We start from the raw sequence: 22874 nt of genomic DNA, 5'->3' as shown, positions 1-22874 counted from the left end.
AGACAGCCGTCGCGACGAAACAAGCCTTTGCTGTTCCGCCACGACAATTTTGAGGCAGTTAGCCTTCGACGCGAGTCAAATCTGCAGCTTGAAGACAGATCACGCGAATGCGCGACAGCAGGTTCAAGCGGTTGCGGCGCACGATGTCGTTGTCGCTGTTCACTTGCACTGCCTCAAAGAACGCATCAATCGGCGCGCGCAACGTGGCCATGGTACCCATCGCAGAAGCGAAGTCTTCGGCCTTAATCGCCGACGCAATCGCCCCTTCCGCAGCATCCAGCGCCGCAAACAGCGCTTTCTCGCTATCGTCCTCGGCAAATTTCACATCTGCGCCATAAGAGTACTCCACACCGTCTTTCTCTTCGGCCTGGCTCAGAATGTTGTTGGCACGTTTGAAGCCTTGCAGCAGGTTTTCACCATCCTCGGTGCCGACAAAATCCTGCAGTGCTTTTGCCCGCGCAACCAGCAGCGCGAGATCATCGTTGCCTGGCATCGCAATGCAGGCGTCGATCACGTCATGTCGCACGCCCTGTTCACGCAAATAGACTTTGAGACGATCGTGGAAGAAGGAGAGAAGGTCTGTCGAAGTATCTGGCAAGATATCGCGTAGCGCCTCGATGTGCTTCGGCAGCTCGCCATCAATGGCCGCTTTGACCGTGTGCACAACAGCACCCAGCACACCGTGCTCCGCAATCTCTTGCTCCAAATCCTTGGCAAGAACCGCCGCCAGCTTGTCGTCCTGTGTCTCATGCGCTTTGTGGCGCAACAATTGGCGATCCACATGCGCATCAAGAGACAAACGTAAGTTGTTCTCCAAAACCAAACGGATCACGCCCAGCGCCGCACGACGCAGCGCAAACGGGTCTTTGGAGCCGGTTGGCTTCTCGTCAATCGCCCAGAAACCTGTCAGCGTGTCGAGCTTATCCGCCATGGCCACCGCCACCGACACTGGCGCGGTTGGCACGTCATCAGACGGGCCAAGCGGCGAATAATGCTCTTCTGCCGCTGCGGCAACCGCTGCAGAATGCCCTGCCGCTTCGCCGTAATACCGGCCCATCAAGCCCTGCAGCTCAGGGAATTCATAAACCATCTCGGAGCTCAGGTCCGCTTTGGCCCAACGCGCAGCTTTGTCCGCCTCACCAAAGGACGCTCCGGTTACTGGAGCGACTTCGCTCGCCAACGCCGCAATGCGCGCGATCCGGTCGCCCTGGCTGCCCAGCTTGTTGTGGAAGGTCACATTGTTCAGGCTCTCAAGCCACGCATCCGCCCCAGCTGAGGCCACGCGAATGTCATTTTCCCAGAAAAACTTCGCGTCAGACAACCGCGCAAACAGCACTTTCTGGTTCCCCGCCAGAATGGTCTCGCCGTTGTCTTTGGTCTCGCGGTTGGCGACGGTGATAAATTTTTCGATCCGACCCGTCTTTGGGTTCTTTACCGAGAAAAACTTCTGATGTTCTTTCATCGAGGTCTGCAGCACCTCGGGCGGCAGCCCAAGGAAATCCTCGGCAATGTCCCCCATCAAGACAACCGGCCATTCCACAAGACCTGCAACCTCGGCCAGCAGACCTTTATCTTCAACCAGTTCCAGGCCTTGGGCAAACGCCATGTTGGTGGCGTCGTTCCAGATGGTTTCGGCCCGCTCCTCGGCGTTCAGGATCACGCGGTCGCGCTTCAGCTTGACCTCATAGTCCTCAAACCCGTGTACGGTGAAACGACCACTGCCCATAAAGCGATGACCCTCGGTGGTGTCCCCAGATTTGATCCCGTCAATATCGAGCGGCACAACCGTGTGACCATCCTCAGCGCTCAAAATGCACAGGATCGAATGTAGTGGGCGCACCCACCGCAGAGATCCTGCACCCCAGCGCATGGATTTGGGCCATGGGAAGTTGCGAACGGTGTCTTCCAGAACCTCGGCCACGATGTCGGAAGCCGCACGGCCCGGTTTGGTGATGGAGGCGAAGAACACCGCTCCTTTGGGCGTCTCGCGCTCTTCCAGGTCCTCGCGCGACACACCTGCACCACGCAGGAAGCCTTCGATGGCTTTGTCTGGCGCGCCCACTTTGGGCCCCTTGCGCTCTTCCTTGACCGTCGGGCTTTCCGCCAAAAGGTCCTCAATCGCCAGGGTCAAACGGCGCGGCGTCGAAAACGCACGCGCATGGGCGTAGGTCAAACCGGCCTCAACCAAACCATCCGTGACCTTTTTCTTGAGATCATCAGCGGCCCGCGCCTGCATACGCGCGGGAATTTCTTCGGAGAAAAGTTCGATCAGCAGATCTGGCATGACGGGTCCTTAGAAGTTCACGATGGATTGGATGACAATCGCGTTCGCGATATCGACAAAAAAGGCTGAAACCAAGGGCAAAACGACAAAAGCGATGGGCGCAGGGCCGTATCGCTTGGTCACAGCGGTCATATTGGCAATGGCTGTGGGTGTCGCACCAAGCGAAAACCCTGCAAAGCCAGACGCCAGCACGGCAGCATCATAGTTGCGCCCAAGGATTGGGAACAGCACCAGAATAACCAAAACCACAGTTATCAAAGTCTGCGCGCCAATGGTCGCCATAATCGCGAGCCCAGCACCGCTCAATGTGGAAAAATCCAGGGTCATCAGCGAAATTGCCAGAAAAACTCCAAGCGCAAACTCTGAGATCACAGCCAAAGTTGGCGTTCGCGCAACCGGGGGGGCCTTTGGGGCAAGCAACAATCTCAAGTTGCCCAAGACAATGCCAACAATCAGGCACGGCACGAACAATGGCAACATCAGCCCAATCTCTTCCAACACTTCGTGCAAAATGTACCCGAGAATGATCGCCACGTGAATTGAGAGCATCACCCGCATCAAGGTTACATGACTAATCTCGGTGGCATCGTTTTCTTCTGCAAACGACACCCCAACAACATCGCCTTCACCTTCATGGGTTGATTTCAGATGGTACCGCCCAACAAGAAACTTCGCGACTGGCCCGCCCACCAAAGAGGCTGCAATCAATCCTAGTGTGGCCATTGCAACACCAAGTTCGGCAGAACTGGTCAAACCCGTGGCTGTTGCCACATTGGGCGCCCAGGCGATGGCTGTGCCATGCCCGCCAATCAACGCCGCGGAACCAAACAACACACCGGATTGGGCAGGCAGACCAAACATGGTTGCGCCAACAACGCCCACGACGTTTTGGACTATGATCGTGCCCAGTGTTAACATCAACAAAAACGCGAGAATTTTCCCACCAGATAGCAGGTCAGACAACCGAGCATTCAGGCCAATACCGGCGAAAAACACCACAAGAAAGTAATCCCGCGCCGCTGTCTCAAAGCTCAGACCAATGCCCGACACCGCCGTGAACAGCGCAAAAATCGCTGCCGCTATCAAGCCACCGGTCACAGGTTCTGGAATATTAAACTCTCGCAAAAAGGCCACTTTGCGGGTCAGGCGCGCGCCCAACAGAAACACCGCAAAACCCAAAGTCGCCGTGATCATTTCCGGGACTACAAACACCTGATCCATAAAGCTCACTCCGTTGGTCGAGGAGGACAATGCGCGGGCAAACGCTTGCCGTCAAAAGCAATCTCGCCACAGGCGTTGATTTCGTTCCAGGCAAACCCACGCCCGTCCGGAAGGATCGCCACAATGCGGTCAATGCCATACAACACGTCTTTCTGCCCTAGGAACGCCAGTGCCTCGCCATTCTCCAGCGACTGTCCAATTTCTTTGGCATCAAAGCACTCAAACCAGCCCGGCGCATTGCGCGGCTCGGCCTTCTCCAGCATCTCGTAGGTTTCCGTCAGCATCCCAGCACTCATTGTAGTGGTGAAACACGCGCGAAACCGGATTGGTGAGCTCTCGCTGTCGATCGCTTCAAAGTTCTCATAGAGGATCGGCTCCGCCTGACCGTTCACCAAAAGGGTCAATTGCACATCGTCTTGCATGTCCGACGCTGGCACCGCGTCGTAGTAGCCATAGATCTGCAACCAATACATGGCGACACCGCCAACCAACGCTGTCAGCACAATTAGCCCTCCAAGCAATTTTCCAGTCATGCTCTTACCTTCCCCCAACGGGTATTGTTTCTATTGCGCGTTGTACGAGACCACGGCACAGTTGGCGCTGATTTAAGTGATTTCTTCAGGCCTTCAAAGGGGTGGAAATGTCCGAAAGCTTCGCCATCGCCATGTTTGGCGCTTTGTTCGCCGTTATGAACCCTTTTATCAACCTGCCCGTGTTCCTGGGCCTGACGGAAGACCTGCATCAAGCCGAACAACGCCGCGCCGCCACCAAGATCCTCACCTACACCGCTGTGTCCTGCGTGATCATCGCGATCTCGGGTACCGCAATCCTTGAGTTCTTTGGTGTCTCGGTCGACGCCTTCCGCGTCGCGGGAGGCATGGTGTTGGTGCAAATTGGCTTTGTCATGCTCAACGGTCGGCGCAGTACGGCCCACCATGGCACCGAACGGGAGCGCGAGGTCATGCACGATTCGGACGCGGACAACATTGCGTTTTACCCCATGACGTTCCCGATGTTGGTTGGCCCAGGCACGATCACAACCCTGATCCTCTATGCCCAACAGGTGCAACAGCCCTCCGATTGGGGCATCTACGCCGGCTGCGTTGCTCTGGTCTTGTTGATGATCGCCGCGGTGTTCTACTTCGCTGGCAACATCGGCCGCTACCTGAGCAACACCGCCCGCACCATCATGACCCGCCTGATGGGCATGGTGCTGATTGCAATCGCCGTCGGCATGGTGGCCGACGGCGCAAAAGTCTTGTTGCCCGGTCTGGCTTAAACGGCTCACGCCGCGTAGCCACCGGCCTCTGTCTGAACAAACGCATCTGCACATTGCTTGGCCAGTGCCCGCACGCGGCCAATGTAAGCTTGACGTTCGGTCACGGAAATCACACCGCGCGCGTCCAACAAGTTAAACAGGTGAGAAGCCTTGATGCACTGGTCATACGCCGGATGCGCCATGATAATGCGCTTACCTGTCTTCGGATCGACGTGCTCCTGCGCGAGGATTTTCCCGCACTCCGCTTCTGCCTCTTCGAACTGTTTGAGCAGCACATCGGTGTTGGCCACGTCAAAGTTCCAGCGGCTGTATTCCTGCTCAGTTTGCTTGAACACATCGCCGTAGGTCAAAGCGATCTCTGATTGTGGATCGTTATAAGGCATGTCCATCACGTGATCGACACCCAGCACATACATCGCCAGACGCTCCAAACCATAGGTCAGCTCCCCGGAGACCGGGTGACAGTCATGGCCGCCAACCTGCTGGAAGTAGGTAAACTGGCTGACTTCCATACCGTCACACCACACTTCCCAGCCAAGTCCCCACGCGCCGAGCGTCGGGCTTTCCCAGTCATCCTCAACAAAGCGGATGTCGTGCATGTCCATGTCGATACCAATCGCCGACAGCGAGCCGAGGTACAGCTCCTGTAGATTGGGTGGGCTTGGCTTAATCAACACCTGATACTGGTAGTAGTGCTGCAAGCGGTTCGGGTTCTCACCATACCGCCCATCAGTCGGACGACGCGATGGCTGCACATAGGCCGCGGCCCAGGCCTTGCTGCCCAAGGAGCGCAAGGTTGTCGCCGGGTGGAACGTACCGGCGCCGACTTCCATGTCATAGGGCTGCAAAACAGCGCAGCCTTTTTCGGCCCAGTAATTCTGAAGCCGCAAGATGATCTCCTGGAAACTCTGCGGTTTGCTGTCGCTATGTGCCATGGTGAAAGCCCTTTCCAAACGCGGGTCTTGCTTATGCGCAAGCTAGCACGGGGTCAACATGGCGGCATTGACGAAGCGCACCAAATTATGAGTGCAAGCTGCGCCGAACCTGATAAAAGGCCTCTAATTAACAATTGTCACGCGTTTCAGGGACTACCACCAACATGCTGCGCACTATTCTGTCGCTTTTTGTGGCACTGCTTTTCAGTGTCACCTCCGCCACTGCCCAATCCTCCGATGACATCGTTTGGGTTCAGCTCGAAGCCAAACCCAGCTTAACCCAAGCCAGTGAAAACATCCGCGCCTACGCCCAGCGTATGGACGATGTAAACGGTTTCACCCTTGGGGGCGGCTGGTACGCCATCGCCGTTGGGCCGTACCGCCGCGAAGACGCGGAAAACGTGTTGCGCGTTTACCGCTCTGAAGGCGTGATTCCCGTGGACGCCTATCTGGCAACCGCACGCGAATATCGCAGCCAGTTCTGGCCAGTTGGTGCCAACCAATTGGCCAACCCACAAGCTGCTCTTTCCGGACAGCAGCCGGCTCAAAGCGATCAACAAGAAACTCAGGTGGTGATTGTAGAAACACCAACGGAAGCAGAGGTCGCGCCAGTTATTCCCGAGCAGCCTGACGAAACTGTGCGCGAGGCCCGCGCGAGTGAAGCAGCTCTGTCCCGTGATGAAAAGAAAACCCTACAAGAATGGCTGAAGTGGGCAGGCTACTACAACTCCGCTATCGACGGTTCTTTTGGTCGTGGCACACGTGCTTCCATGTCCAACTGGCAGGCTGACAACGGATTTGACGTGACTGGTGTGATGACCACGCTGCAACGAGACACGCTACGCCAGCAATTCTTTGCCGTTCTTGCAGGCATGAACCTGCAATTGGTTAGTGATCTGGACGCTGGCATCGAAATGATTGTGCCCATGGGTGCCGTTAAAAAAGCCGCTTCCGAGTATCCCTTTGTGCAATACCAAGCCTCCGGCAACATTCCAGCACAAGTTCTGCTGATCAGCCAAGAAGGCGATCAGAACACCTTGTTTGGTCTCTATGACATCATGCAGACGCTTGAGATTGTCCCGCTAGACGGTCCACGTGAGCGCAATAAGTCCAGCTTTGTTCTGACGGGTGAAAACGCCAACATCGTCAGCCACACCGAGGTCTCCTTGAAAGAAGGCCAAATCAAGGGCTTCACACTGGTGTGGCCTGCCAACGATGAAGAGCGCCGCACCCGTATTCTCGGGGAGATGCAGGCCAGCTTCACCCGCATCGGCGGCGTGTTGGACCCAGCGGCCGGAGACGACACGGCACAGGACATCGACCTGATCTCCGGCCTGCAGGTGCGCAAACCAAAACAGTCCCGCTCCGGCTTCTTCATCGACCGCAAAGGCCACGTTGTAACCACTGCTGAAGCGGTACAGAACTGCACCAAGGTCACCATCGAGGAAGACTACGACGCGCAAGTGTCTGTGATCGACGAAGCGCTCGGCATCGCAATCCTGAGCCCAACCTCCTCGCTGGCGCCAATCGACGTCGCCACCCTGCGGGAAGGCGCGCCGCGCATTCAGTCCGAAGTGGCTGTTGCCGGCTACTCCTACGAAGGGGCCCTTGGTGCGCCAACTCTGACCTTTGGCCAGTTGGCCGACGTAAAAGGCCTGCGCGGCGAGCAAGAGCTCACCCGTCTGGCGCTGAACGTGCAGCCTGGCGACTGGGGCGGCCCTGTGTTTGACGCAGGCGGCTCCGTCTTTGGCATGCTGCTGCCGCGCGACGCGCAATCCGCGCAGCAACTGCCGGAAGAAGTGAACTTCGCCGTCAACAGCGACGCCATCCGCACCCTACTAGCGCAGGAAGGCATCCAAGCCGACCTGTCCTCCAATGGCGCGTCCATGGCTCCGGAGGACCTGACCAAACAGGCCAGCGACATGACGGTTCTGGTGAGCTGCTGGTAAGCAGCTCCCACCACCTCAAAAAACAAAGGGCGGCTCTTTTGGAAGCCGCCCTTTGTTTTTTTTGAAGATCACGTTTTTCAGGAGGTCGACAGCGCCGCTGTCATCCGGATCAACGTCGGCCGATCTGCGTCAAAAGCCTGCGTCAATGCGGTTTGCAACTCGGCAGCTGTCTTTGGTTCAACCGCCAAACAACCATAGCTTTCCGCCAGCTTGCAGAAATCTGGGTTCACCGCCACCACCGCATTGGGCGCGATCTGGCTGGCCACCATGCTGTCTTCGATCTCCTTGAGCTTGTGGTTGTCCCACAGCAAAATCGGGATCGGCAGCTTCATTTCCACCGCCGCACCGAGTTCCTGCACAGTATACTGGAACCCGTAGTCCCCCGCGATGCAGACCGTCGGCTTTCCACGCCGCGCCATCGCGCCGCCAATCGAGGCTGGCAAAGCATAGCCCAACGTGCCAAACCCGCTGGGATGGTGCCAATACCCCGGTCGCGCCATATCCCAGACCTCTTTTGCGACATAGGCAAACTGCGTCATGTCCGAATAGATCATCGCGTCCTCCGGCATGACATCTGACAACACGTCACAGATCTCGGCAATGCCAGGGCGTTCCGCATCAGTTTCGGCGCGGAAGCGCATCTTTGCGGCAGCAATCTCTGCTGCGTTCCATTTTGGCGGCACCGCCTCATCCGGCAGCGCATCATTCATCGACAGCAAAAAGGAAAAATCTGCCCGCAGCTTCATCACAAACGAAAAGGCGTCCGCCTGCACCGTGGTATCGGCCCGGTGCCGATCAGCTAACACTTCCGGATCAATATCCACGCGCACAAGCCGCCCGGAATGGCCAAGTTCATCACGCCACAAATCGCATTCACTCAACTCGGTGCCAATTGAGATCACAAGATCACTGTCGCCAATGATGCGTTTGCTCTCCGCGCGACCAAGATAGGTGCCAAAGCTCATCGCTTCATCCGGCGCCAAAAGGCCAGCCCCCGCATAGGTCATAAAGGCCGCCGCGCCGGTCTCCTTGAGCAGCAGGCGCATATGCAAGGCCGCAGCTTCGCCGGAGGCCGCCAATCCGCCCCCCAAAATGAACAACGGTTTTTTGGCATTGAGCAAGTCCTGCGCCACACCCCGCATATCTCCAGCCGCAAAGCCCGCATGGCTCTCCATCGCGCCCGGTTGCGCAACTGGCGCCTCAGGGGCCATTGCGCCCAACAGAGCAATTGGCACTTGGATGTGTTTGGGGCGCGGGCGTTGTGTCTCAAACTCCACCAACGCACGGTCAATCAAATCATAGGCCGCGCGCGCCGTGCGCGCCTCTTCCGACCAATCACACACTGTCGCCGCCGCACCCCGCTGATCGCGCATCTGGTGCAATTGACCACGGTGCCCAACATGCTCATCGAGACAACTCGACAGGGTCAGTACCGAAACACTGTCGGAATAGGCCTGCCCCAACGGCGTCAGGATGTTGCACACTCCCGGTCCCGTAATGACATAGGCCACGCCGGGCTTGCCGCTGGCTCGGGCATAGCCATCCGCCATAAACCCCGCGCCTTGCTCGTGACGCGCCAAAACATGCGTGATCCCGGCTTCTTCAATGCCGCGGTACATCTCCACATTGTGCACACCGGGAATGCCAAAAATGACATCCACACCACGTGCTTTCAGCATGTGCGAAATCTGCGCCCCCAAAGGACGCATCTCCTGATCCATTGCCGCCATCAGGCCCTCCAGAATTGAACCGTAAAGAGTACGTAGACCGCCAGAAGCTCCAGCCGGCCAATCAACATGCCCGCTGCCAATAGCCATTTGGCTGCATCGTTGAGTGTCGCAAAGTTGCCTGCAGGGCCAATGATGTCGCCCAGCCCCGGTCCGATATTGGCAAGCGCTGCTGCTGAGCCAGAAAGGGCAGTCGTGAAATCAAGCCCGGTCATCCCAAGCAAAACAGCGAGCCCACCCAATGTTACGGTGAAGAACACAAAGAAGCTCATGACAGAGCTCAGCACATCATCGTCAATCTTACGCCCCTGGAAGCTTGGCGTGAACACACCACTGGGATGCTGAATTTTGAGAATTTGGGTTTTGATCGTGGCAAACAGCAATTGATAACGGAATACTTTGATCGAACAGGCCGTCGACCCTGCGCAACCACCGATCAACCCCGCAAAGAACAGCACAGAAACGGGAAACCCGCCCCACTGCATATAATCCGCACTAGCGTAACCTGTGCCAGTCACAATTGAAGTGGTGTTGAACAAAACCTTCCGAAACCCCGCCTCACTGCCAATCCCGTTGCTCAGCACCTGCCAGCTGGTCAACATGATCACAATCACCGCCACGGTCGTAAAAAACACTCGGATCTGCGAATCGTGCAAAAGAGGTTTGGCGCTGCCTGCGGTCATTTGCACAAACCGCACAAAGGGCAGCGCGGCGAGCAACATAAAGATCACCGCAACATATTCTGTGCCAATAGAAAAGGCGCCAAATGAGGAGTCGTAGTTGGCAAATCCACCGGTCGCGATGGTGGTCATGGCATGCACCACAGCATCAAAGGCGCTCATTCCCGTGATCACATAGGCCAGCGCACAGGCCACAGTCAGCGTGATGTAGATCACTGAGATTCGGCTACTGATCTCCGTGGCCCGCGGCAAGATTTTCCCAAAGGTGTCAAAGCCCTCGCTGCGGAAGATTTGCATCCCCCCGACGCGTAGTTCCGGCAGAAACACCATGGCCACGACAATGATACCGATACCGCCCAACCACTGGAGCAAACCTCGCCATAAAAGCATGCCGCGTGGTAGCTCTGCCAAACCGGAGAACACTGTGGATCCGGTGGTGGTCAGACCGCTCATCGCTTCAAAAAATGCATCCACAACACGGGCTTCTGTGGCGCCAAGCATGAAGGGCAGCGCCCCAAACATCGGCAGAGCCAGCCATACCCCCGTGGTGAGCAAAAAGGTTTGCTGCAACGAGAGACCATCACCACGCCCGTTGTGACACGACAACGCCACCATCCCGCCAGACAGACACGTTACAACAGCACTGACAAAGAAAGCTTCCCAATGCGCTGTGCCATCCAACATATCAACAAGCATGGGCAGCAGCATCGCCACGCCCAACATCGCCACCAAAAGGCCGATCACATATCCAACGGGTCGTAAGTCCAGCATGGCCGCAGGGTTGGCGGTTGCGCCAGCCGCTGTCAAGCGCGTTCCCTCATGCAAAAGACGGCCTTCATCAGCTAACGTGCTGTTTTAGTGCGTAAACGGCACACCGCAGCTCAACCACATCGCCACGTTACCCGACGTGAAACAACGTGGTGAATAGTTTTGGATCAATGCTCTCGGACGCAAACAGCGGCCCATCTGTCAGAACTGACACGGCATCGTGACTGTGTAGGCTTTCCTGATGGCTGGCAATCACCCGGAAATCTCCAATGCGCGGGTCGGCCTTGAGCTTCTCACAAAACAAGCGCGCCGCATCCTCCACAAAAATTGGATTGGCTGCGTTCAATTCTGCAAACGCCTGCTCATCTTCGCGCTTCACCATCACTTGTGTTTCAGTTGGCACCGCAGCCCGCGCCAGATCGATCAGGTCTTCAAACCAAACCCGCGGGCGGTCCACAATCTCCACCGAAATCCGCGCCACTGAGCGCTGCGAATGCGGTGTTGCCAGTTGCCCACGCGATATACGCGCGTGTTCGCTCAGCTCCAACGAACAGGGGCAGGTCGAGGAATAGACGTAGTCCAAATGCATGATCTTATGTGTCTGCCCACCGTGCTGCACACGCTCGAGCGCCATGTCGTAGTACTGATAGCCCTCAAGGCCGGAGCGCAGTGATTTGATTTTCATCGGATATGAAAACCGCATTTGAAGCCGCGCATCAAAACTCTCAAGATCGGTGATGTAATCCGCAAGCGCCGCTTCCATCACGCTGAAGCTAAATGTCTTTTCGGCGTGCTTATAAAACGACCGCATGATCCGGGACATGTTGATGCCCTTTTTATCCGCCTCAAGACTAACCGTGCCGGTGACACTAGTCTCAAGGCTAATGTCGCCATTGTCACGGGTATGAAACCGGATTGGCAGGCGGAAATTGGAAATCCCGACATGCTGGATTTGCTGTTTCTCACCTTTGATCAGGCTTTCAGGACCGTTTTGCAGATCAGGCAGAGTCGCCCGATATTCGGGCGTCACTTCAAAACTCTCAGGGTACTGGCGCGACAGCTCGGGGTAGTTGGCAAGCGGCTGATCCGGCAACAAACGCGCCACCGCCGGGTCCAACTCTGCTATCTCCGTCACTGACGCGTCTTGAGCCCAAGTCCGTAACCGCGCGAGCGCCTCTTCCGCGTCTTCCCGTGTCAATTGAGTTTGGGTCTTGGAGTTTTGAACATTCATGGCCAAGCGCCTTTTCCCTGCTGTCGCCTGATTAACTTAATGCGTACCTCGGTAAAATGCCAATTTCGCTACCCTATACGTGAAAAACGACACCTTGGTTCACATCTCTAACGTAAGACACAAAAGGCGCCCGACTATTCCGCCGCGCGCCGTTTGAAATTTTATCGACCACACCAAAGGCTTAGGCTTGTGACGCCTCAACCGCCCGTTTGATATCGGCAATCAAATCGTCCGTGTCTTCCAACCCAACAGAAAAGCGCACCAAACCCGGCGTGATACCCAGATCCGCCTTTACCGCATCTTCAAGACGCTGATGGGTGGTGGTCGCCGGATGGGTCGCAATTGATTTTGCGTCACCGAGATTGTTGGAAATCACCGCAATCTCCAGCGCATTCAGAAACTTAAACGCCGCTTCACGCCCGCCTTTGATGTCCAGAGACAGAACCGTACCGCCTTTACCACCCAGCTGTTTTTTCACCAAAGCGGCCTGCGCATGGCTTTCCAACCCCGGGTAGATCGTGCGCTCCAAGGCCGAATGGCCTTCCAGAACAGCAGCAATGGCCAAGGCACTCTCTGCTTGCGCCCGCACACGCAGATCAATGGTCTCCAGACCTTTCAGCATCACCCAGGCATTAAACGGGCTCATGCTGCCACCGGTATGCTTCATATACGGCTCAAGCGTGCCGCGAATGAAGTCTTTGCGACCCAGAACAACCCCGCCCAGCGCACGGCCCTGCCCGTCAATGTGTTTGGTGGCCGAGTAAATCACCACATCCGCGCCTTGCGCAATCGCATTGCTGAACACAGGTGTTGAGAACACATTGTCCACCAGAACCGTCGCGCCAACCTCATGGGCAATTTGAGCCACAGCGGTGATGTTGATCACTTCCAATGTCGGATTGGACATGCTTTCAAAAAACACCGCTTTGGTGTCCGGGCGCATCGCTGCCTTCCAAGCTGCCAGATCCGTACCATCCACAAAGGTCACTTCGACGCCATAGCGGCCCAAAATGTCCTGCAACACATAGATACAGGAACCAAACAGCGCTTTTGCAGACACCACGTGGTCGCCAGCTTTTAGCATCGAGGTCAACGCACCGCTGACCGCCGCCATACCGCTGGCTGTGGCAAAGGCATCTTCTGCCCCTTCCAGCGCTGCAATCCGCTCCTCGAACATTGCCACCGTTGGGTTGCCGTAGCGCGCGTAGATGAACTCGTCTTCGCCAATCTCGACAAAACGGGCCTCGGCCTGCTCTGCGCTCTCATACACAAAGCCCTGCGTGAGAAAGATCGCCTCGCTCACCTCGTTGTATTGGCTGCGCCGTGTCCCGCCATGCACCAGCTTTGTGCGTTTGTTCCAATCGCTCATGTCATCTCTCCCGGGTCCCTCAGACCGACCCAAATAAAAAGCCCCGTTCCGGCCAAGCGGAAGGGGCTCCTTCGTCCTGACCTCTTTAGCGGCATCTTTAACGTGGCCCGCAATCCGGTAACAAATCGCCACACAGGCGAATTACGCCGCAACGCCGCAAACGTCAAGCCACACGGGCCCGTTCACCTTCCTGTAACGCCTGCTTTACGCAATCTGCACATTTTTGCGCAACACTAAGATTAGGTGAAAGGGATTGCACAGATGGCACTCATTCGGATCAACGCAGAAGGTCGCAAACCGGTGTTGCACGGTACAGACGCCCCACTGTTGCCAGTGCTAAATCGAACGCTGGAGACCGATGGCCCGATCACCGTCATGTTGCATGGATACAAGTTTCGCCCCTATGTCCCCGGTCGATGCCCACACGCCCATATATTTGCCCCATTGGATGCCGCTAGCGCGAAGGTCGTGAGTTGGCCCAAACATCTTGGCTACCTTTCACCGATCCCAAACAGCGGCGTTGGAGTTGCGTTTGGTTGGAATGCGCGCGGCTCCTTGAAACAAGCTCTGCGCTCCGCGATCCGCGCCTCACATGCTCTGGCTACACTGGTGCAACAGCTCCGCAGACAAGACCCGAACCGTCCGGTGAACCTGGTGGCTCATTCAATGGGCGCCTATGTTGCGCTTCAAGCCCTGCACCGCCTCTCAATTGGTGATATAGGACGTATCATTCTTTTGAACGGCGCGGTTTTTCGTCCATCTGCCGCCATGGCTCTGCGTACGGACGCCGGACAGGGCGCAGAACTCTTCAACGTGGTCAGCGGTGAAAACGCCTTTTATGACATCCTTTTTGAGCAGCTTTTGGGCCGGAGCCGCGCACACGACCGCTCTATCGGCCGCGGCTTTGACGCGCCAAACGCTCTGACCATTCGATTGGACGACAAACCGGGCCTCAAACGGCTTGCAGCCCTTGGGCACACTATCGACCCACCTGCCCATTGGCTCTGCCACTGGTCCCCTTACCTGCGGCGCGGCGCTATGGCTTTTTACGCAGATCTGTTGCGCAATCCGGCGTCTTTGCCATTGCAGACGTTACAAGCACAACTCACACCTCGCTCATACCTGGCTTCGGTACGCCCAAGCCCAAACGTGCCCTCTTGCAGCACAGCCTGAAACCGGCATCATTGCGCTCCACCTGTGAGGAGCATCCATGCAAAAGCCCATCGACCTCTACTACTGGCCCACCCCAAACGGCTGGAAAATCTCCATCGCGTTGGAAGAAATGGCGCTGCCTTACGGCACCCACTTGATCAACATCGGCGCTGGTGATCAGTTTGACAAAGATTTCCTAAAGATCGCGCCAAACAACCGGATGCCCGCGATTGTTGACCCGAATGGTCCTGACGATCAGCCAATCTCGATTTTTGAAAGCGGGGCGATCCTGCTCTACCTCGCCCGCAAAACCGGCCTATTTATGGGCGCCTCAGAGCGAGACCAGGTGGCGGTAGAGGAGTGGCTGATGTGGCAAATGGGCGGACTTGGTCCCATGGCGGGCCAAACCCATCACTTCCTCAAATATGCGCCTGAGGACATCGCCTACGCCAAGGCCCGCTATCGGGACGAAACCGCGCGGCTTTATGGTGTGCTAGATCGCCGATTGGCACAAACCGAATATCTGGCTGGCGATTTTTACTCCATCGCGGACATGGCCGCCTGGGGCTGGGCCTCACTGTGGGAAGGGCAGGAGCAAACATTGGACGACACACCTCATATGGCCCGCTGGCTCAAAACACTATGGGCGCGCCCAGCGTTGCGGCGCGGCCGCGCCTTACACGCAGACCTGCGTGCCGACCGGTCCGACACCTGGGTGCAAAACGATCTGTTTGGATCACACACCTAGACGGGCAATTCTCTTCCGAAATCTCGGGAGAAGCGTCGATACCAGAAAGGGGAGGCAGCCTACCCTTCGTCAGTCTCTTCTTCCAAGGCGTAGTCTTGGAAGATTTTGCCTTGCGTCATGAAGAAGACAAACACCGCAGCCGTCAGGCCAAAGGTCTTAAAATACACCCAAGTGTCCGTGCTCTGGGTGCGCCAGATCACCTCATTGAGCACCGCCAATCCGATGAAAAACGCGGTCAGTCGCTTGGTCAAAAGCAGCCAGCCCTCTTCTTTCAAGGGCATCATCTCTTCCATCACAAACTTCAAATAGCTCTGCCCGCGCAGCAAGCCGACTCCCAATGCACCACCAAACAGAAGGTAGATCATGGTTGGCTTCATCTTGAAGAACCGCTCGTCATTGAGCCAGACCGACAGCCCGCCAAACAGGATCACCAACACCAAGGTGGCCACCTGCATCTTCGAGAGCTTGCCGGTCAGCTTCCACAAAATTCCCGTGGTCAGAATCAGCAGCGGAATAAACCCGGCGGTGGCAACAATGAACCCATCATAGGCGGTGCCGCCTATCTCAATGGTTTGGTCCCGCAACCGCAGATAGGCGACAAAGAACACCACAATGGGTCCCAACTCCAACCCCATCTTCAGCATCGGATTGATCTTTTTCTCAGAAGTACTCTCAGCCATGTCGCGCCCCTATTGCCTGCCCACTTCCACTATCACAGCGCCCAGCGCAATCAATGCCATCAAGGCAATCCGGCGCGGACCAACAGTCTCTTTCAACACCAGCCAGCCAATCAACGCGGCAAACACCGGTGAGGTTTCCCGCAGCACCGCTGCCTCCCCCACGTTGTCCAATCGTGTGGCCAACATCACGGAGCCAAAACTGGCAAAGGCCACCAGCCCACCTATAAATCCACGTGTCATCAATGGGCCAAGTGTGGGCGGGGTGACCATGGCGCGATACTTCATCGTCGCCAACACCGGAAACACCAGCCCGTCAATCAAGAAGAACCACGCAAGGAACGTGAACGGATCCGCGGTCGCGCGAATGCCGTAAGCGTCATAGGTGGTGTATAGCGCGACAAAAAAACCGGTGAACACGGCAATTACCATCGCCGCCACCAAGGTCTCGCGCCCGTCGGTCATGAACACCATGTTGTAGACGGCCAGTCCAAGAATACCCGCCATCAACACCGCCACGCCAAACCACTGCAACCCGCTGAAGGTCTCGCCAAAAATCAGATAGGCGCCAATGACCGTGAAAAATGGCCCCACCCCGCGCACCACAGGATAGACAACCGTGAACGCGCCTTTGGTGTAGGCCCAGCTTTGCAAGAGCTTGTAACCGGTATGAATGACAAAGGCACCCAAGAATATCAGCCACATATGAGGCTCAGGCCAAGGCACCACAAATAACGCAAACGGTGCCGCCATAGCCGCATAGCTGAAATCGATCGCCCCGCGCGTCAGCCAGGGATCATGCCGGCCTTTTTGCAGCGCGCCGAACACGGCATGCAAAAAAGCGGCAAGCAAGGCCAAGACTAAAGCCAGTTGCTGACCAGAGGCCGTGCCCTCCAAGGACACCAGCCACGCACTCATTTGTCACCCTTATTGGTTAGGTAGCTCCGGGGGGTTTCCACCCCCGCCCCCCTGGAGGATATTTGGGGCCAAATGAAGCTCACCGTTGCTCCAAGCCTGTTAAGGCCGCAGCAAACTCTTCCGGGTCAAACGGCTGCAAATCATCAATTTGCTCGCCCACACCAATTGCATGGATCGGAAGGCCAAACTTATCCGCCAAGCTCACGAGAATACCACCCTTCGCCGTGCCATCGAGTTTGGTCATCACCAAGCCAGACACATCAGCCAGCTTCTGGAAAGTTTCAACTTGGCTGATCGCATTCTGCCCAGTTGTCGCATCCAACACCAGCAAAGTGTTGTGCGGCGCATCCGGGTCTTTCTTGCGGATCACGCGCACAATCTTGGCAAGTTCTTCCATCAGGTCCTGACGGTTCTGCAAACGCCCGGCGGTGTCGATCATCAACAGGTCCGCCCCTTCGGCTTCCGCCTTGGTCATCGCATCAAAGGCCAGGCTCGCGGGATCGGAGCCCTCTGGCGCTGTCAAAACCGGCACGCCTGCGCGTTCGCCCCACACCTGCAGCTGCTCCACCGCTGCAGCCCGAAACGTATCCCCCGCCGCAATCACCACGGACTTACCTGCCGACCGGAACTGGCTAGCCAGCTTGCCGATGGTGGTGGTCTTGCCGGAGCCGTTTACGCCCACAACCAGAACAACCTGTGGCTTGGACGGGTAAAGCGGCATTGGACGCGCCACCGTCTCCATGATGCGGGCCACTTCGGTGGCCAGAATATCCTTGATCTCTTGAGTGGAGACACGTCGCCCCAATCGACCTTCTGCGATGTTCGCTGTCACACGCAGCGCGGTGTCTACCCCCATATCCGAAGCAATCAGCAGCTCTTCGAGCTGCTCAAGCATATCGTCGTCGAGCACGCGTTTCACAACCGGACCGCTTTGGTTCTGCCCGGTCAAGCGCGCCAAGATGCCGGTCTTGGCCGCCTCAACAGGTGCTTTGTCTTCCACGACAGGCACCGCGTCCACCTCATCAGCCGCAGGCGCAGGCTGCTCTACAGGAGGGCTCTCAACCGCAACCGCCTCAGTCTCTTCGCCACCATCTTCGACAATCGCCTCAAGCCCCTCGTCCAATTTGGACGACGATTTGAACAGCTTGTCTTTGAGTTTTGAGAAAAACGCCATGGTGGTCTCCGGAACTGCTTGCCTCCAGTTAGTCTGATTTTGCGGGATTTAAAAGAGCGGGGTCGCCCAGCCCACGCCCGCCACAATCAGAAACTGTCCGCCCGCATAAAGCACCCACAGCGCAACAGACACCATACGTTGCAGGGACGCATCCGGTTTCATGCGGAAGAGCTGGATCGCCAACAGTGTGTCAGACGCCATGAAGGCCACTGCACCAGCCACCGCCAACGAACGATCCACCAGCCCAAAGGCCGTTGCCCCCATGGCACAGATGATCACCACATAGGCCCTAACCGGCCAACGCAGATCGCCGGCAAAAGGGCTTAACCAACGTTCAGTCGATAGAGCAAACAGCACCAAAGCAGCCAACAAGACCGGCACCGCCAGCGGCCCGGCTCCGATGTCCCAGAAATACACCACATACGCCACATGCGCCGCTGCAAAAGAGATCAAGCCGACCAAAAAGGCCTTCTCGCCATCCCGTGACAACGCCAGATCTCCTAGCGCCGACAGCAGGAGCGCTACAACTACCGCCCAAGAGCCGAAACTCACCGCCACTGCCGCCGCAAAGGCCGGCATTGGAATGGTCTTCACCAATGTTTTCCAGACGCTTGGCGGGCGATGACAAAACGAGACGGCATAAATCAACGCCGCCAACAGTCCCACCACAAGCAATCCCAACCGAATGCTTTGGCGCAGGGCAATTTCTTCGACAATACTCATGGAGGCCTCGTATGTTTTGCCCACACACTATTGTGCCAAACCTCTGTTTGTCTTGTTCAAAATGGGTAAGTGACGCGCAGAGAGCCTATAAGCCGGATTCTGTTCCCCGGCCGAAACCGGTTCAATGACCATTCATCTAGGGTGCCTGTTACCAGACACCTCAAGCTGCCAACCCGGACCTGCTCGGAGCAAAGCGCTCCTGTGCTTGCGCACACGCGGTCCCTATTTGGCATTGCTCCCGGTGGGGCTTGCCGTGCCGCCGCTGTTGCCAGCCGCGCGGTGGGCTCTTACCCCACCGTTTCACCCTTACTCCCGCAAGCGAGAGCGGTCTGTTCTCTGTGGCGCTTTCCCTCGGGTTTCCCCGGCCGGGCGTTACCCGGCACCGTTGCTTTGTGGAGTCCGGACTTTCCTCGCGGGCATACGCCCCCGCGGCCATCCAACTCTCTGCGCGTCCCCGCAATAGGGCTTAGGCGCAACAGCGTCAATCTCTCTGTGCGGTCTGTACCAACCGCGCCGCAATGCGCGCATCCTCAGCGTCACAGCCCCCTTCAGCCCAAGGCCGGAACCGCGCGCGAAAAGCTGCGAAACAATTCGGATTCTCCAGATCGTAGCCAAATTGCGCGGCGCATCCTTCCCAATTCGCCTCGGCAGGCGCTTGATCCGGCCAAACCGCCAGCCCCTGACGCGCCAGCCGCAACCAATCAAACTTCGGACCAGGATCAATCTTACGCCCCGGCGACATGTCGGAATGCCCAATCACGCCGTCAGGGCCAATGCTCCACCGCTTCATGATGCCAGCCAACAGCACCTCAAGCGCGTCTATCTGCTGAGCAGCAAACGGATGGTCGCCCTTATTGGACAACTCAATACCAATGCTGCGAGAATTCACATCGCTTTGGCCCTGCCAACTGCCAACGCCCGCATGCCAGGCACGCATCTCTTCGTCCACCAGCTGCGTGACCTGTCCGTCCGGAGCAATCACGTAGTGCGCAGACACTTCGGCTTCAGGAGTGCACAGCCAGTCAATCGCCGCCTGTGCACTGTCCATCGCAGTGTAGTGGATCACAATCAGCTCAGGCCGCTGTCCATCCCGCCGCTCCCCGAAATTCGGAGAGGGACGCTGATGAATCTCGAAAGAGGACAGCACGCTTAGTTGCCAGCGGCCACGCGGAACGGGCTGGGATCCCACTTACAGGCATAGCCATCGCCATCCGGGTCGACGCCAAGGCGGTCTTTTTTAGGACCACCTTTCTCAAGAAACGCCCGCTGCGCAGCCTCGTCACTGCTAAACTTCGCACAAGCTTTCTCATAACGTGACGCGCCGCCAATTTTCAAACGGCTGTACATCTTGGTCCCACGCGGGTGCTTGGTCTCAAGTGCATAAGCCACTATATTTGGCCCACCGTCGCCGGTACGCACTGGCACCGCAGTTGGCTGAATCACCGTATAGTTGGCTTTGTTCTGCGCCCGCCGTGCCGCGTCCGCTTCAATTGAGCGCCGTCCATCTACCGCCGAAAAATCATTCTCGTCCGAAATCCCGGGATTAGAGAACACTTGAGGCGCAGGATTACTGGGACTGGCGTGTAGCGGCTGCTCCCCAGAGTTGGCCGATGCCGCCGCCAATGCGGCCGTGGTTTCGCTGGCAATGCTGGCCGCATCGTTGGCTGCTGACGCAGTAGAGCTTGTGGAAGGAACAGTGGCCGCCGCCGCTGCCGCAGTTTGCGGCTGTGCAGTTGTGGTGGTGATCAAGGGCGTCGCAGCAACAGATTGCGCGGGCGGCACGGTGGCAACCACAGGCGCCGGCTCAATCGTCGCGATCTGCGGTGCGTCCGGAATAGTCTCTTGGGATACCGCATTGGCGGGTGGCAATGCCGTCCGCCGATGTTCACCGGTTTTTTCGTCGTAAAATACGCCCGCGGCGCTGTCTGGCACGGCTGGCTGGCACGCGCTCAGCGCGACCAGCGCACAAATGGCCCCAATGCTACGTTTCATGATCTGCCTTAACTGCTCTTAGTTTTGCAGCAGCTTTACCACCATTTGCCCGGTTTGGCCACAAAACCTGCCGCCTGCTCCAGCGCGTAGGCGGTGTTCAGCAGATCGCCCTCTTCCCAAGGACGGCCAATCAGCTGCAGACCGAGCGGCAGACCCTGGCTGTCAACGCCTGTCGGAACGGAAATACCAGGCAAACCAGCAAGGTTCACTGTCACGGTAAACACGTCGTTCAGATACATTTGGATCGGATCGGCATCGGTCATTTCACCCAGACCAAAGGCCGCCGACGGCGTCGCCGGCGTCAAAATCGCGTCGATACCTTGTGCAAAGACGTTCTCGAAGTCCTGCTTGATCAGCGTCCGAACGCGACGTGCACGGTTGTAGTAGGCGTCATAGAAACCGGCGGACAACACATAGGTGCCCACCATCACACGGCGCTGCACCTCATGACCAAAGCCTTCGGCGCGGGTCTTTTCATACATCTCGGTGATGCCATCACCCGCCGCCAGAGTGGCGCGGTGGCCGTAGCGTACACCGTCGTAGCGCGCGAGGTTCGAAGACGCTTCCGCAGGCGCAATCACATAGTAAGCTGGCAGCGCGTATTTGGTGTGCGGCAGGGAGATATCAACGATCTCCGCCCCCGCCGCTTTCAGCATCTCAGTACCTTCGGACCAGAGCTTTTCGATCTCCGCGGGCATACCGTCCATACGATACTCTTTTGGAATACCGATTTTCTTGCCACGAATGTCGCCGGTCAGCATGGCTTCAAAGTTTGGCACCGGCAAGTCGACACTGGTGCTGTCTTTTTCATCGTGACCACATATCGCCTCAAGCATGATTGCCGCGTCGCGCACGTCTTTGGTCATCGGGCCCGCTTGATCCAGCGAAGAGGCAAAAGCCACAACGCCCCAACGCGAGCACCGGCCATAAGTCGGCTTGATGCCAGTGATGCCAGTAAACGCCGCAGGCTGGCGGATCGAGCCGCCAGTGTCGGTGCCGGTTGCCGCCAGACACAGATCCGCCGCCACAGCCGCAGCAGACCCACCAGACGAACCGCCAGGTGTCAACGCCGCATCGTCATTACCACGGCGCCACGGGTTGATTGCGTTGCCATAAACCGAGGTCTCGTTGGAGGAGCCCATCGCAAACTCATCCATGTTGAGCTTGCCAAGCATCACCGCACCGGAATCTTCCAGCTTCTGGGACACGGTGGATTCATATTCCGGCGTAAAGCCTTCCAGAATGCCGCTGGCCGCTTGAGACGCCACACCTTTGGTGCAAAACAGGTCCTTGATGCCAATCGGCAGGCCGCACATGTCCGGCGCGTCACCTTGGGCAATCCGCGCATCCGCCGCCTTGGCGCGTTCCAGCGCAATCTCAGGCGTCTTGTGCACAAAAGCGTTGAGCGCGTCCGCCTCATCAATCGCCTTCAAAAAGGTCTCAGTCAGCTCAACGGATGTCACATCACCGGCGCGCAGCTTGTCGCGGGCTTCGGCCAGGGTGAGTTTGGTCAGATCGGTCATATCGGCGCCTCTCTATGTGGGGCAAAATCTATTGTCAGGGGATCAACGGCAAACGGGCCGGATCACTCCACCACTTTGGGAACAGCAAAGAAGCCTTCGCGCGCATCTGGCGCGTTGCTCAGGATTTTCTCCTGCTGGTCACCATCGGTCACCACGTCCACACGACGCTTCAAACGCATCGGGGTAACGGACACCATTGGTTCCACGCCGTCCACGTCAACTTCATTCAGTTGCTCAATGAAACCCAGCACAGCGTTGAATTCTTGCGCCAGCGCAGGCAGGGCATCTTCTTCAACCTTGATACGGGCCAGTTTGGCCACTTTGGCGGCGGTGCTTTCGTCAATCGACATGGGGCAAGACTCTCTCGTTGCGGACGTGCCCTCAGCCTTTATCCTGCACGGGAATATGGTGCAAGCCACGCAACGTGGTTTCGCCCCCTACCCCCGACTATCTTGCCGCCAGAAAAGGCAACGCAGCGCGTGCATTTGCCAATTTTGGCTGCGCCGCTAGGCTTACCTCATGAT

20 protein-coding genes, 1 other RNA gene and 1 riboswitch are annotated in these 22874 nt (G+C 57.2%); of the genes, 4 read left to right on the top strand and 17 right to left on the bottom strand.

The features are described from left to right. Positions 1 to 58 precede the first annotated feature (58 nt). Genes glyS through Q0955_RS10910 form a run of 3 tightly spaced genes read right to left on the bottom strand, consistent with a single transcriptional unit; the run spans position 59 to position 4038 of the window. Positions 59 to 2284, bottom strand: a complete 2226-nt coding sequence (gene glyS, locus Q0955_RS10920; protein ID WP_299424201.1) for a glycine--tRNA ligase subunit beta — start codon at positions 2282 to 2284, stop codon at positions 59 to 61. Positions 2285 to 2293: 9 nt separating this feature from the next. After that, positions 2294 to 3505 (bottom strand): sodium/glutamate symporter, encoded by a 1212-nt coding sequence (gene gltS / locus Q0955_RS10915; protein ID WP_299424199.1) that lies wholly within the window; start codon positions 3503 to 3505, stop codon positions 2294 to 2296. Positions 3506 to 3510: 5 nt separating this feature from the next. Beyond that, positions 3511 to 4038: a DUF6446 family protein gene (locus Q0955_RS10910; RefSeq protein WP_299424197.1), complete on the bottom strand. Its 528-nt coding sequence runs from the start codon at positions 4036 to 4038 to the stop codon at positions 3511 to 3513. 107 nt (positions 4039 to 4145) lie between these two features. On the opposite strand from Q0955_RS10910, the gene Q0955_RS10905 reads away from it, so the two are divergent. Then, positions 4146 to 4784 carry a MarC family protein gene (locus Q0955_RS10905; protein WP_299424195.1) on the top strand — a complete coding sequence of 213 codons (639 nt, stop codon included), beginning with the start codon at positions 4146 to 4148 and terminating at the stop codon, positions 4782 to 4784. A 5-nt stretch (positions 4785 to 4789) separates the two neighbouring features. On the opposite strand, the gene Q0955_RS10900 is transcribed toward Q0955_RS10905, so the two are convergent. Further along, positions 4790 to 5719, bottom strand: a complete 930-nt coding sequence (locus tag Q0955_RS10900; RefSeq protein ID WP_299424194.1) for a glycine--tRNA ligase subunit alpha — start codon at positions 5717 to 5719, stop codon at positions 4790 to 4792. Between the two features lie 164 nt (positions 5720 to 5883). On the opposite strand from Q0955_RS10900, the gene Q0955_RS10895 reads away from it, so the two are divergent. Continuing rightward, entirely contained in the window at positions 5884 to 7668 is a 1785-nt protein-coding gene (locus tag Q0955_RS10895) for a serine protease (protein ID WP_299424192.1), read from the top strand. A 77-nt stretch (positions 7669 to 7745) separates the two neighbouring features. Here Q0955_RS10895 and Q0955_RS10890 read toward each other — a convergent pair whose 3' ends face one another. From Q0955_RS10890 to metZ, 4 genes are all read right to left on the bottom strand, one after another. Continuing rightward, a complete protein-coding gene (locus Q0955_RS10890; protein ID WP_299424190.1) occupies positions 7746 to 9398 on the bottom strand; it encodes a thiamine pyrophosphate-binding protein in 1653 nt (550 codons plus the stop codon). Beyond that, positions 9398 to 10846 carry a TrkH family potassium uptake protein gene (locus Q0955_RS10885; protein WP_299424189.1) on the bottom strand — a complete coding sequence of 483 codons (1449 nt, stop codon included), beginning with the start codon at positions 10844 to 10846 and terminating at the stop codon, positions 9398 to 9400. Before Q0955_RS10885 ends, Q0955_RS10890 begins: the two co-directional genes overlap by 1 nt. A 127-nt stretch (positions 10847 to 10973) precedes the next feature. Continuing rightward, positions 10974 to 12074, bottom strand: a complete 1101-nt coding sequence (folE2, locus tag Q0955_RS10880; RefSeq protein WP_299424187.1) for a GTP cyclohydrolase FolE2 — start codon at positions 12072 to 12074, stop codon at positions 10974 to 10976. A 181-nt stretch (positions 12075 to 12255) separates the two neighbouring features. Continuing rightward, the gene (metZ, locus tag Q0955_RS10875; protein ID WP_299424185.1) at positions 12256 to 13443 is read right to left on the bottom strand and encodes an O-succinylhomoserine sulfhydrylase; all 1188 of its coding nucleotides are present in this window, start codon (positions 13441 to 13443) and stop codon (positions 12256 to 12258) included. A 64-nt stretch (positions 13444 to 13507) separates the two neighbouring features. Further along, positions 13508 to 13585, bottom strand: a riboswitch (SAM riboswitch). 119 nt (positions 13586 to 13704) lie between these two features. Here metZ and Q0955_RS10870 point away from each other — a divergent pair. Then, positions 13705 to 14616, top strand: a complete 912-nt coding sequence (locus tag Q0955_RS10870) for an alpha/beta fold hydrolase (RefSeq protein ID WP_299424184.1) — start codon at positions 13705 to 13707, stop codon at positions 14614 to 14616. A gap of 37 nt (positions 14617 to 14653) precedes the next feature. Continuing rightward, on the top strand, positions 14654 to 15343 hold the full coding sequence (locus Q0955_RS10865) for a glutathione binding-like protein (RefSeq protein WP_299424182.1): 690 nt from the start codon (positions 14654 to 14656) through the stop codon (positions 15341 to 15343). A 59-nt stretch (positions 15344 to 15402) separates the two neighbouring features. Here the strand turns inward: Q0955_RS10865 and Q0955_RS10860 are convergent, their stop codons facing one another. The 9 genes from Q0955_RS10860 to gatC all read right to left on the bottom strand — a co-directional run bounded on the left by Q0955_RS10860 (position 15403) and on the right by gatC (position 22700). Continuing rightward, on the bottom strand, positions 15403 to 16023 hold the full coding sequence (locus Q0955_RS10860; protein WP_299424180.1) for an inner membrane-spanning protein YciB: 621 nt from the start codon (positions 16021 to 16023) through the stop codon (positions 15403 to 15405). A 9-nt stretch (positions 16024 to 16032) separates the two neighbouring features. Then, positions 16033 to 16938: a DMT family transporter gene (locus tag Q0955_RS10855; RefSeq protein ID WP_299424178.1), complete on the bottom strand. Its 906-nt coding sequence runs from the start codon at positions 16936 to 16938 to the stop codon at positions 16033 to 16035. A gap of 79 nt (positions 16939 to 17017) precedes the next feature. Then, positions 17018 to 18112 carry a signal recognition particle-docking protein FtsY gene (gene ftsY, locus Q0955_RS10850; protein ID WP_299424177.1) on the bottom strand — a complete coding sequence of 365 codons (1095 nt, stop codon included), beginning with the start codon at positions 18110 to 18112 and terminating at the stop codon, positions 17018 to 17020. Positions 18113 to 18160: 48 nt separating this feature from the next. After that, the gene (locus tag Q0955_RS10845; RefSeq protein ID WP_299424175.1) at positions 18161 to 18859 is read right to left on the bottom strand and encodes a lysoplasmalogenase; all 699 of its coding nucleotides are present in this window, start codon (positions 18857 to 18859) and stop codon (positions 18161 to 18163) included. Between the two features lie 48 nt (positions 18860 to 18907). After that, positions 18908 to 19283: RNase P RNA component class A (gene rnpB, locus Q0955_RS10840), an RNA gene on the bottom strand. A gap of 33 nt (positions 19284 to 19316) precedes the next feature. Beyond that, entirely contained in the window at positions 19317 to 19982 is a 666-nt protein-coding gene (locus Q0955_RS10835) for an N-acetylmuramoyl-L-alanine amidase (protein ID WP_299424173.1), read from the bottom strand. A 2-nt stretch (positions 19983 to 19984) separates the two neighbouring features. Continuing rightward, the gene (locus Q0955_RS10830; RefSeq protein WP_299424172.1) at positions 19985 to 20827 is read right to left on the bottom strand and encodes a hypothetical protein; all 843 of its coding nucleotides are present in this window, start codon (positions 20825 to 20827) and stop codon (positions 19985 to 19987) included. Between the two features lie 35 nt (positions 20828 to 20862). After that, on the bottom strand, positions 20863 to 22350 hold the full coding sequence (gene gatA, locus Q0955_RS10825; protein ID WP_299424170.1) for an Asp-tRNA(Asn)/Glu-tRNA(Gln) amidotransferase subunit GatA: 1488 nt from the start codon (positions 22348 to 22350) through the stop codon (positions 20863 to 20865). Positions 22351 to 22412: 62 nt separating this feature from the next. Further along, on the bottom strand, positions 22413 to 22700 hold the full coding sequence (gene gatC / locus Q0955_RS10820; RefSeq protein WP_299424168.1) for an Asp-tRNA(Asn)/Glu-tRNA(Gln) amidotransferase subunit GatC: 288 nt from the start codon (positions 22698 to 22700) through the stop codon (positions 22413 to 22415). Positions 22701 to 22874: the final 174 nt, after the last annotated feature.

The sequence above is a fragment of the uncultured Shimia sp. genome (assembly GCF_947493595.1).
Lineage (GTDB): Bacteria > Pseudomonadota > Alphaproteobacteria > Rhodobacterales > Rhodobacteraceae > Shimia.
Note: the sequence above shows the minus strand (reverse complement) of the source record. Positions and strands in the feature narration are given on the sequence as shown.

Coding starts and splice junctions, on each gene's coding strand:
- Q0955_RS10895 (WP_299424192.1), top strand. CDS start 5,884: ATGCTGCGCACTATTCTGTCGCTTTTTGTGGCACTGCTTTTCAGTGTC.
- Q0955_RS10910 (WP_299424197.1), bottom strand. CDS start 4,038: ATGACTGGAAAATTGCTTGGAGGGCTAATTGTGCTGACAGCGTTGGTT.
- Q0955_RS10855 (WP_299424178.1), bottom strand. CDS start 16,938: ATGAGTGCGTGGCTGGTGTCCTTGGAGGGCACGGCCTCTGGTCAGCAA.
- Q0955_RS10860 (WP_299424180.1), bottom strand. CDS start 16,023: ATGGCTGAGAGTACTTCTGAGAAAAAGATCAATCCGATGCTGAAGATG.
- Q0955_RS10830 (WP_299424172.1), bottom strand. CDS start 20,827: ATGAAACGTAGCATTGGGGCCATTTGTGCGCTGGTCGCGCTGAGCGCG.
- folE2 (WP_299424187.1), bottom strand. CDS start 12,074: ATGAATGTTCAAAACTCCAAGACCCAAACTCAATTGACACGGGAAGAC.
- Q0955_RS10905 (WP_299424195.1), top strand. CDS start 4,146: ATGTCCGAAAGCTTCGCCATCGCCATGTTTGGCGCTTTGTTCGCCGTT.
- ftsY (WP_299424177.1), bottom strand. CDS start 18,112: ATGGCGTTTTTCTCAAAACTCAAAGACAAGCTGTTCAAATCGTCGTCC.
- gatA (WP_299424170.1), bottom strand. CDS start 22,350: ATGACCGATCTGACCAAACTCACCCTGGCCGAAGCCCGCGACAAGCTG.
- Q0955_RS10890 (WP_299424190.1), bottom strand. CDS start 9,398: ATGGCGGCAATGGATCAGGAGATGCGTCCTTTGGGGGCGCAGATTTCG.
- Q0955_RS10885 (WP_299424189.1), bottom strand. CDS start 10,846: ATGCTGGACTTACGACCCGTTGGATATGTGATCGGCCTTTTGGTGGCG.
- Q0955_RS10865 (WP_299424182.1), top strand. CDS start 14,654: ATGCAAAAGCCCATCGACCTCTACTACTGGCCCACCCCAAACGGCTGG.
- glyS (WP_299424201.1), bottom strand. CDS start 2,284: ATGCCAGATCTGCTGATCGAACTTTTCTCCGAAGAAATTCCCGCGCGT.
- metZ (WP_299424185.1), bottom strand. CDS start 13,443: ATGAGCGATTGGAACAAACGCACAAAGCTGGTGCATGGCGGGACACGG.
- Q0955_RS10870 (WP_299424184.1), top strand. CDS start 13,705: ATGGCACTCATTCGGATCAACGCAGAAGGTCGCAAACCGGTGTTGCAC.
- gltS (WP_299424199.1), bottom strand. CDS start 3,505: ATGGATCAGGTGTTTGTAGTCCCGGAAATGATCACGGCGACTTTGGGT.
- Q0955_RS10900 (WP_299424194.1), bottom strand. CDS start 5,719: ATGGCACATAGCGACAGCAAACCGCAGAGTTTCCAGGAGATCATCTTG.
- gatC (WP_299424168.1), bottom strand. CDS start 22,700: ATGTCGATTGACGAAAGCACCGCCGCCAAAGTGGCCAAACTGGCCCGT.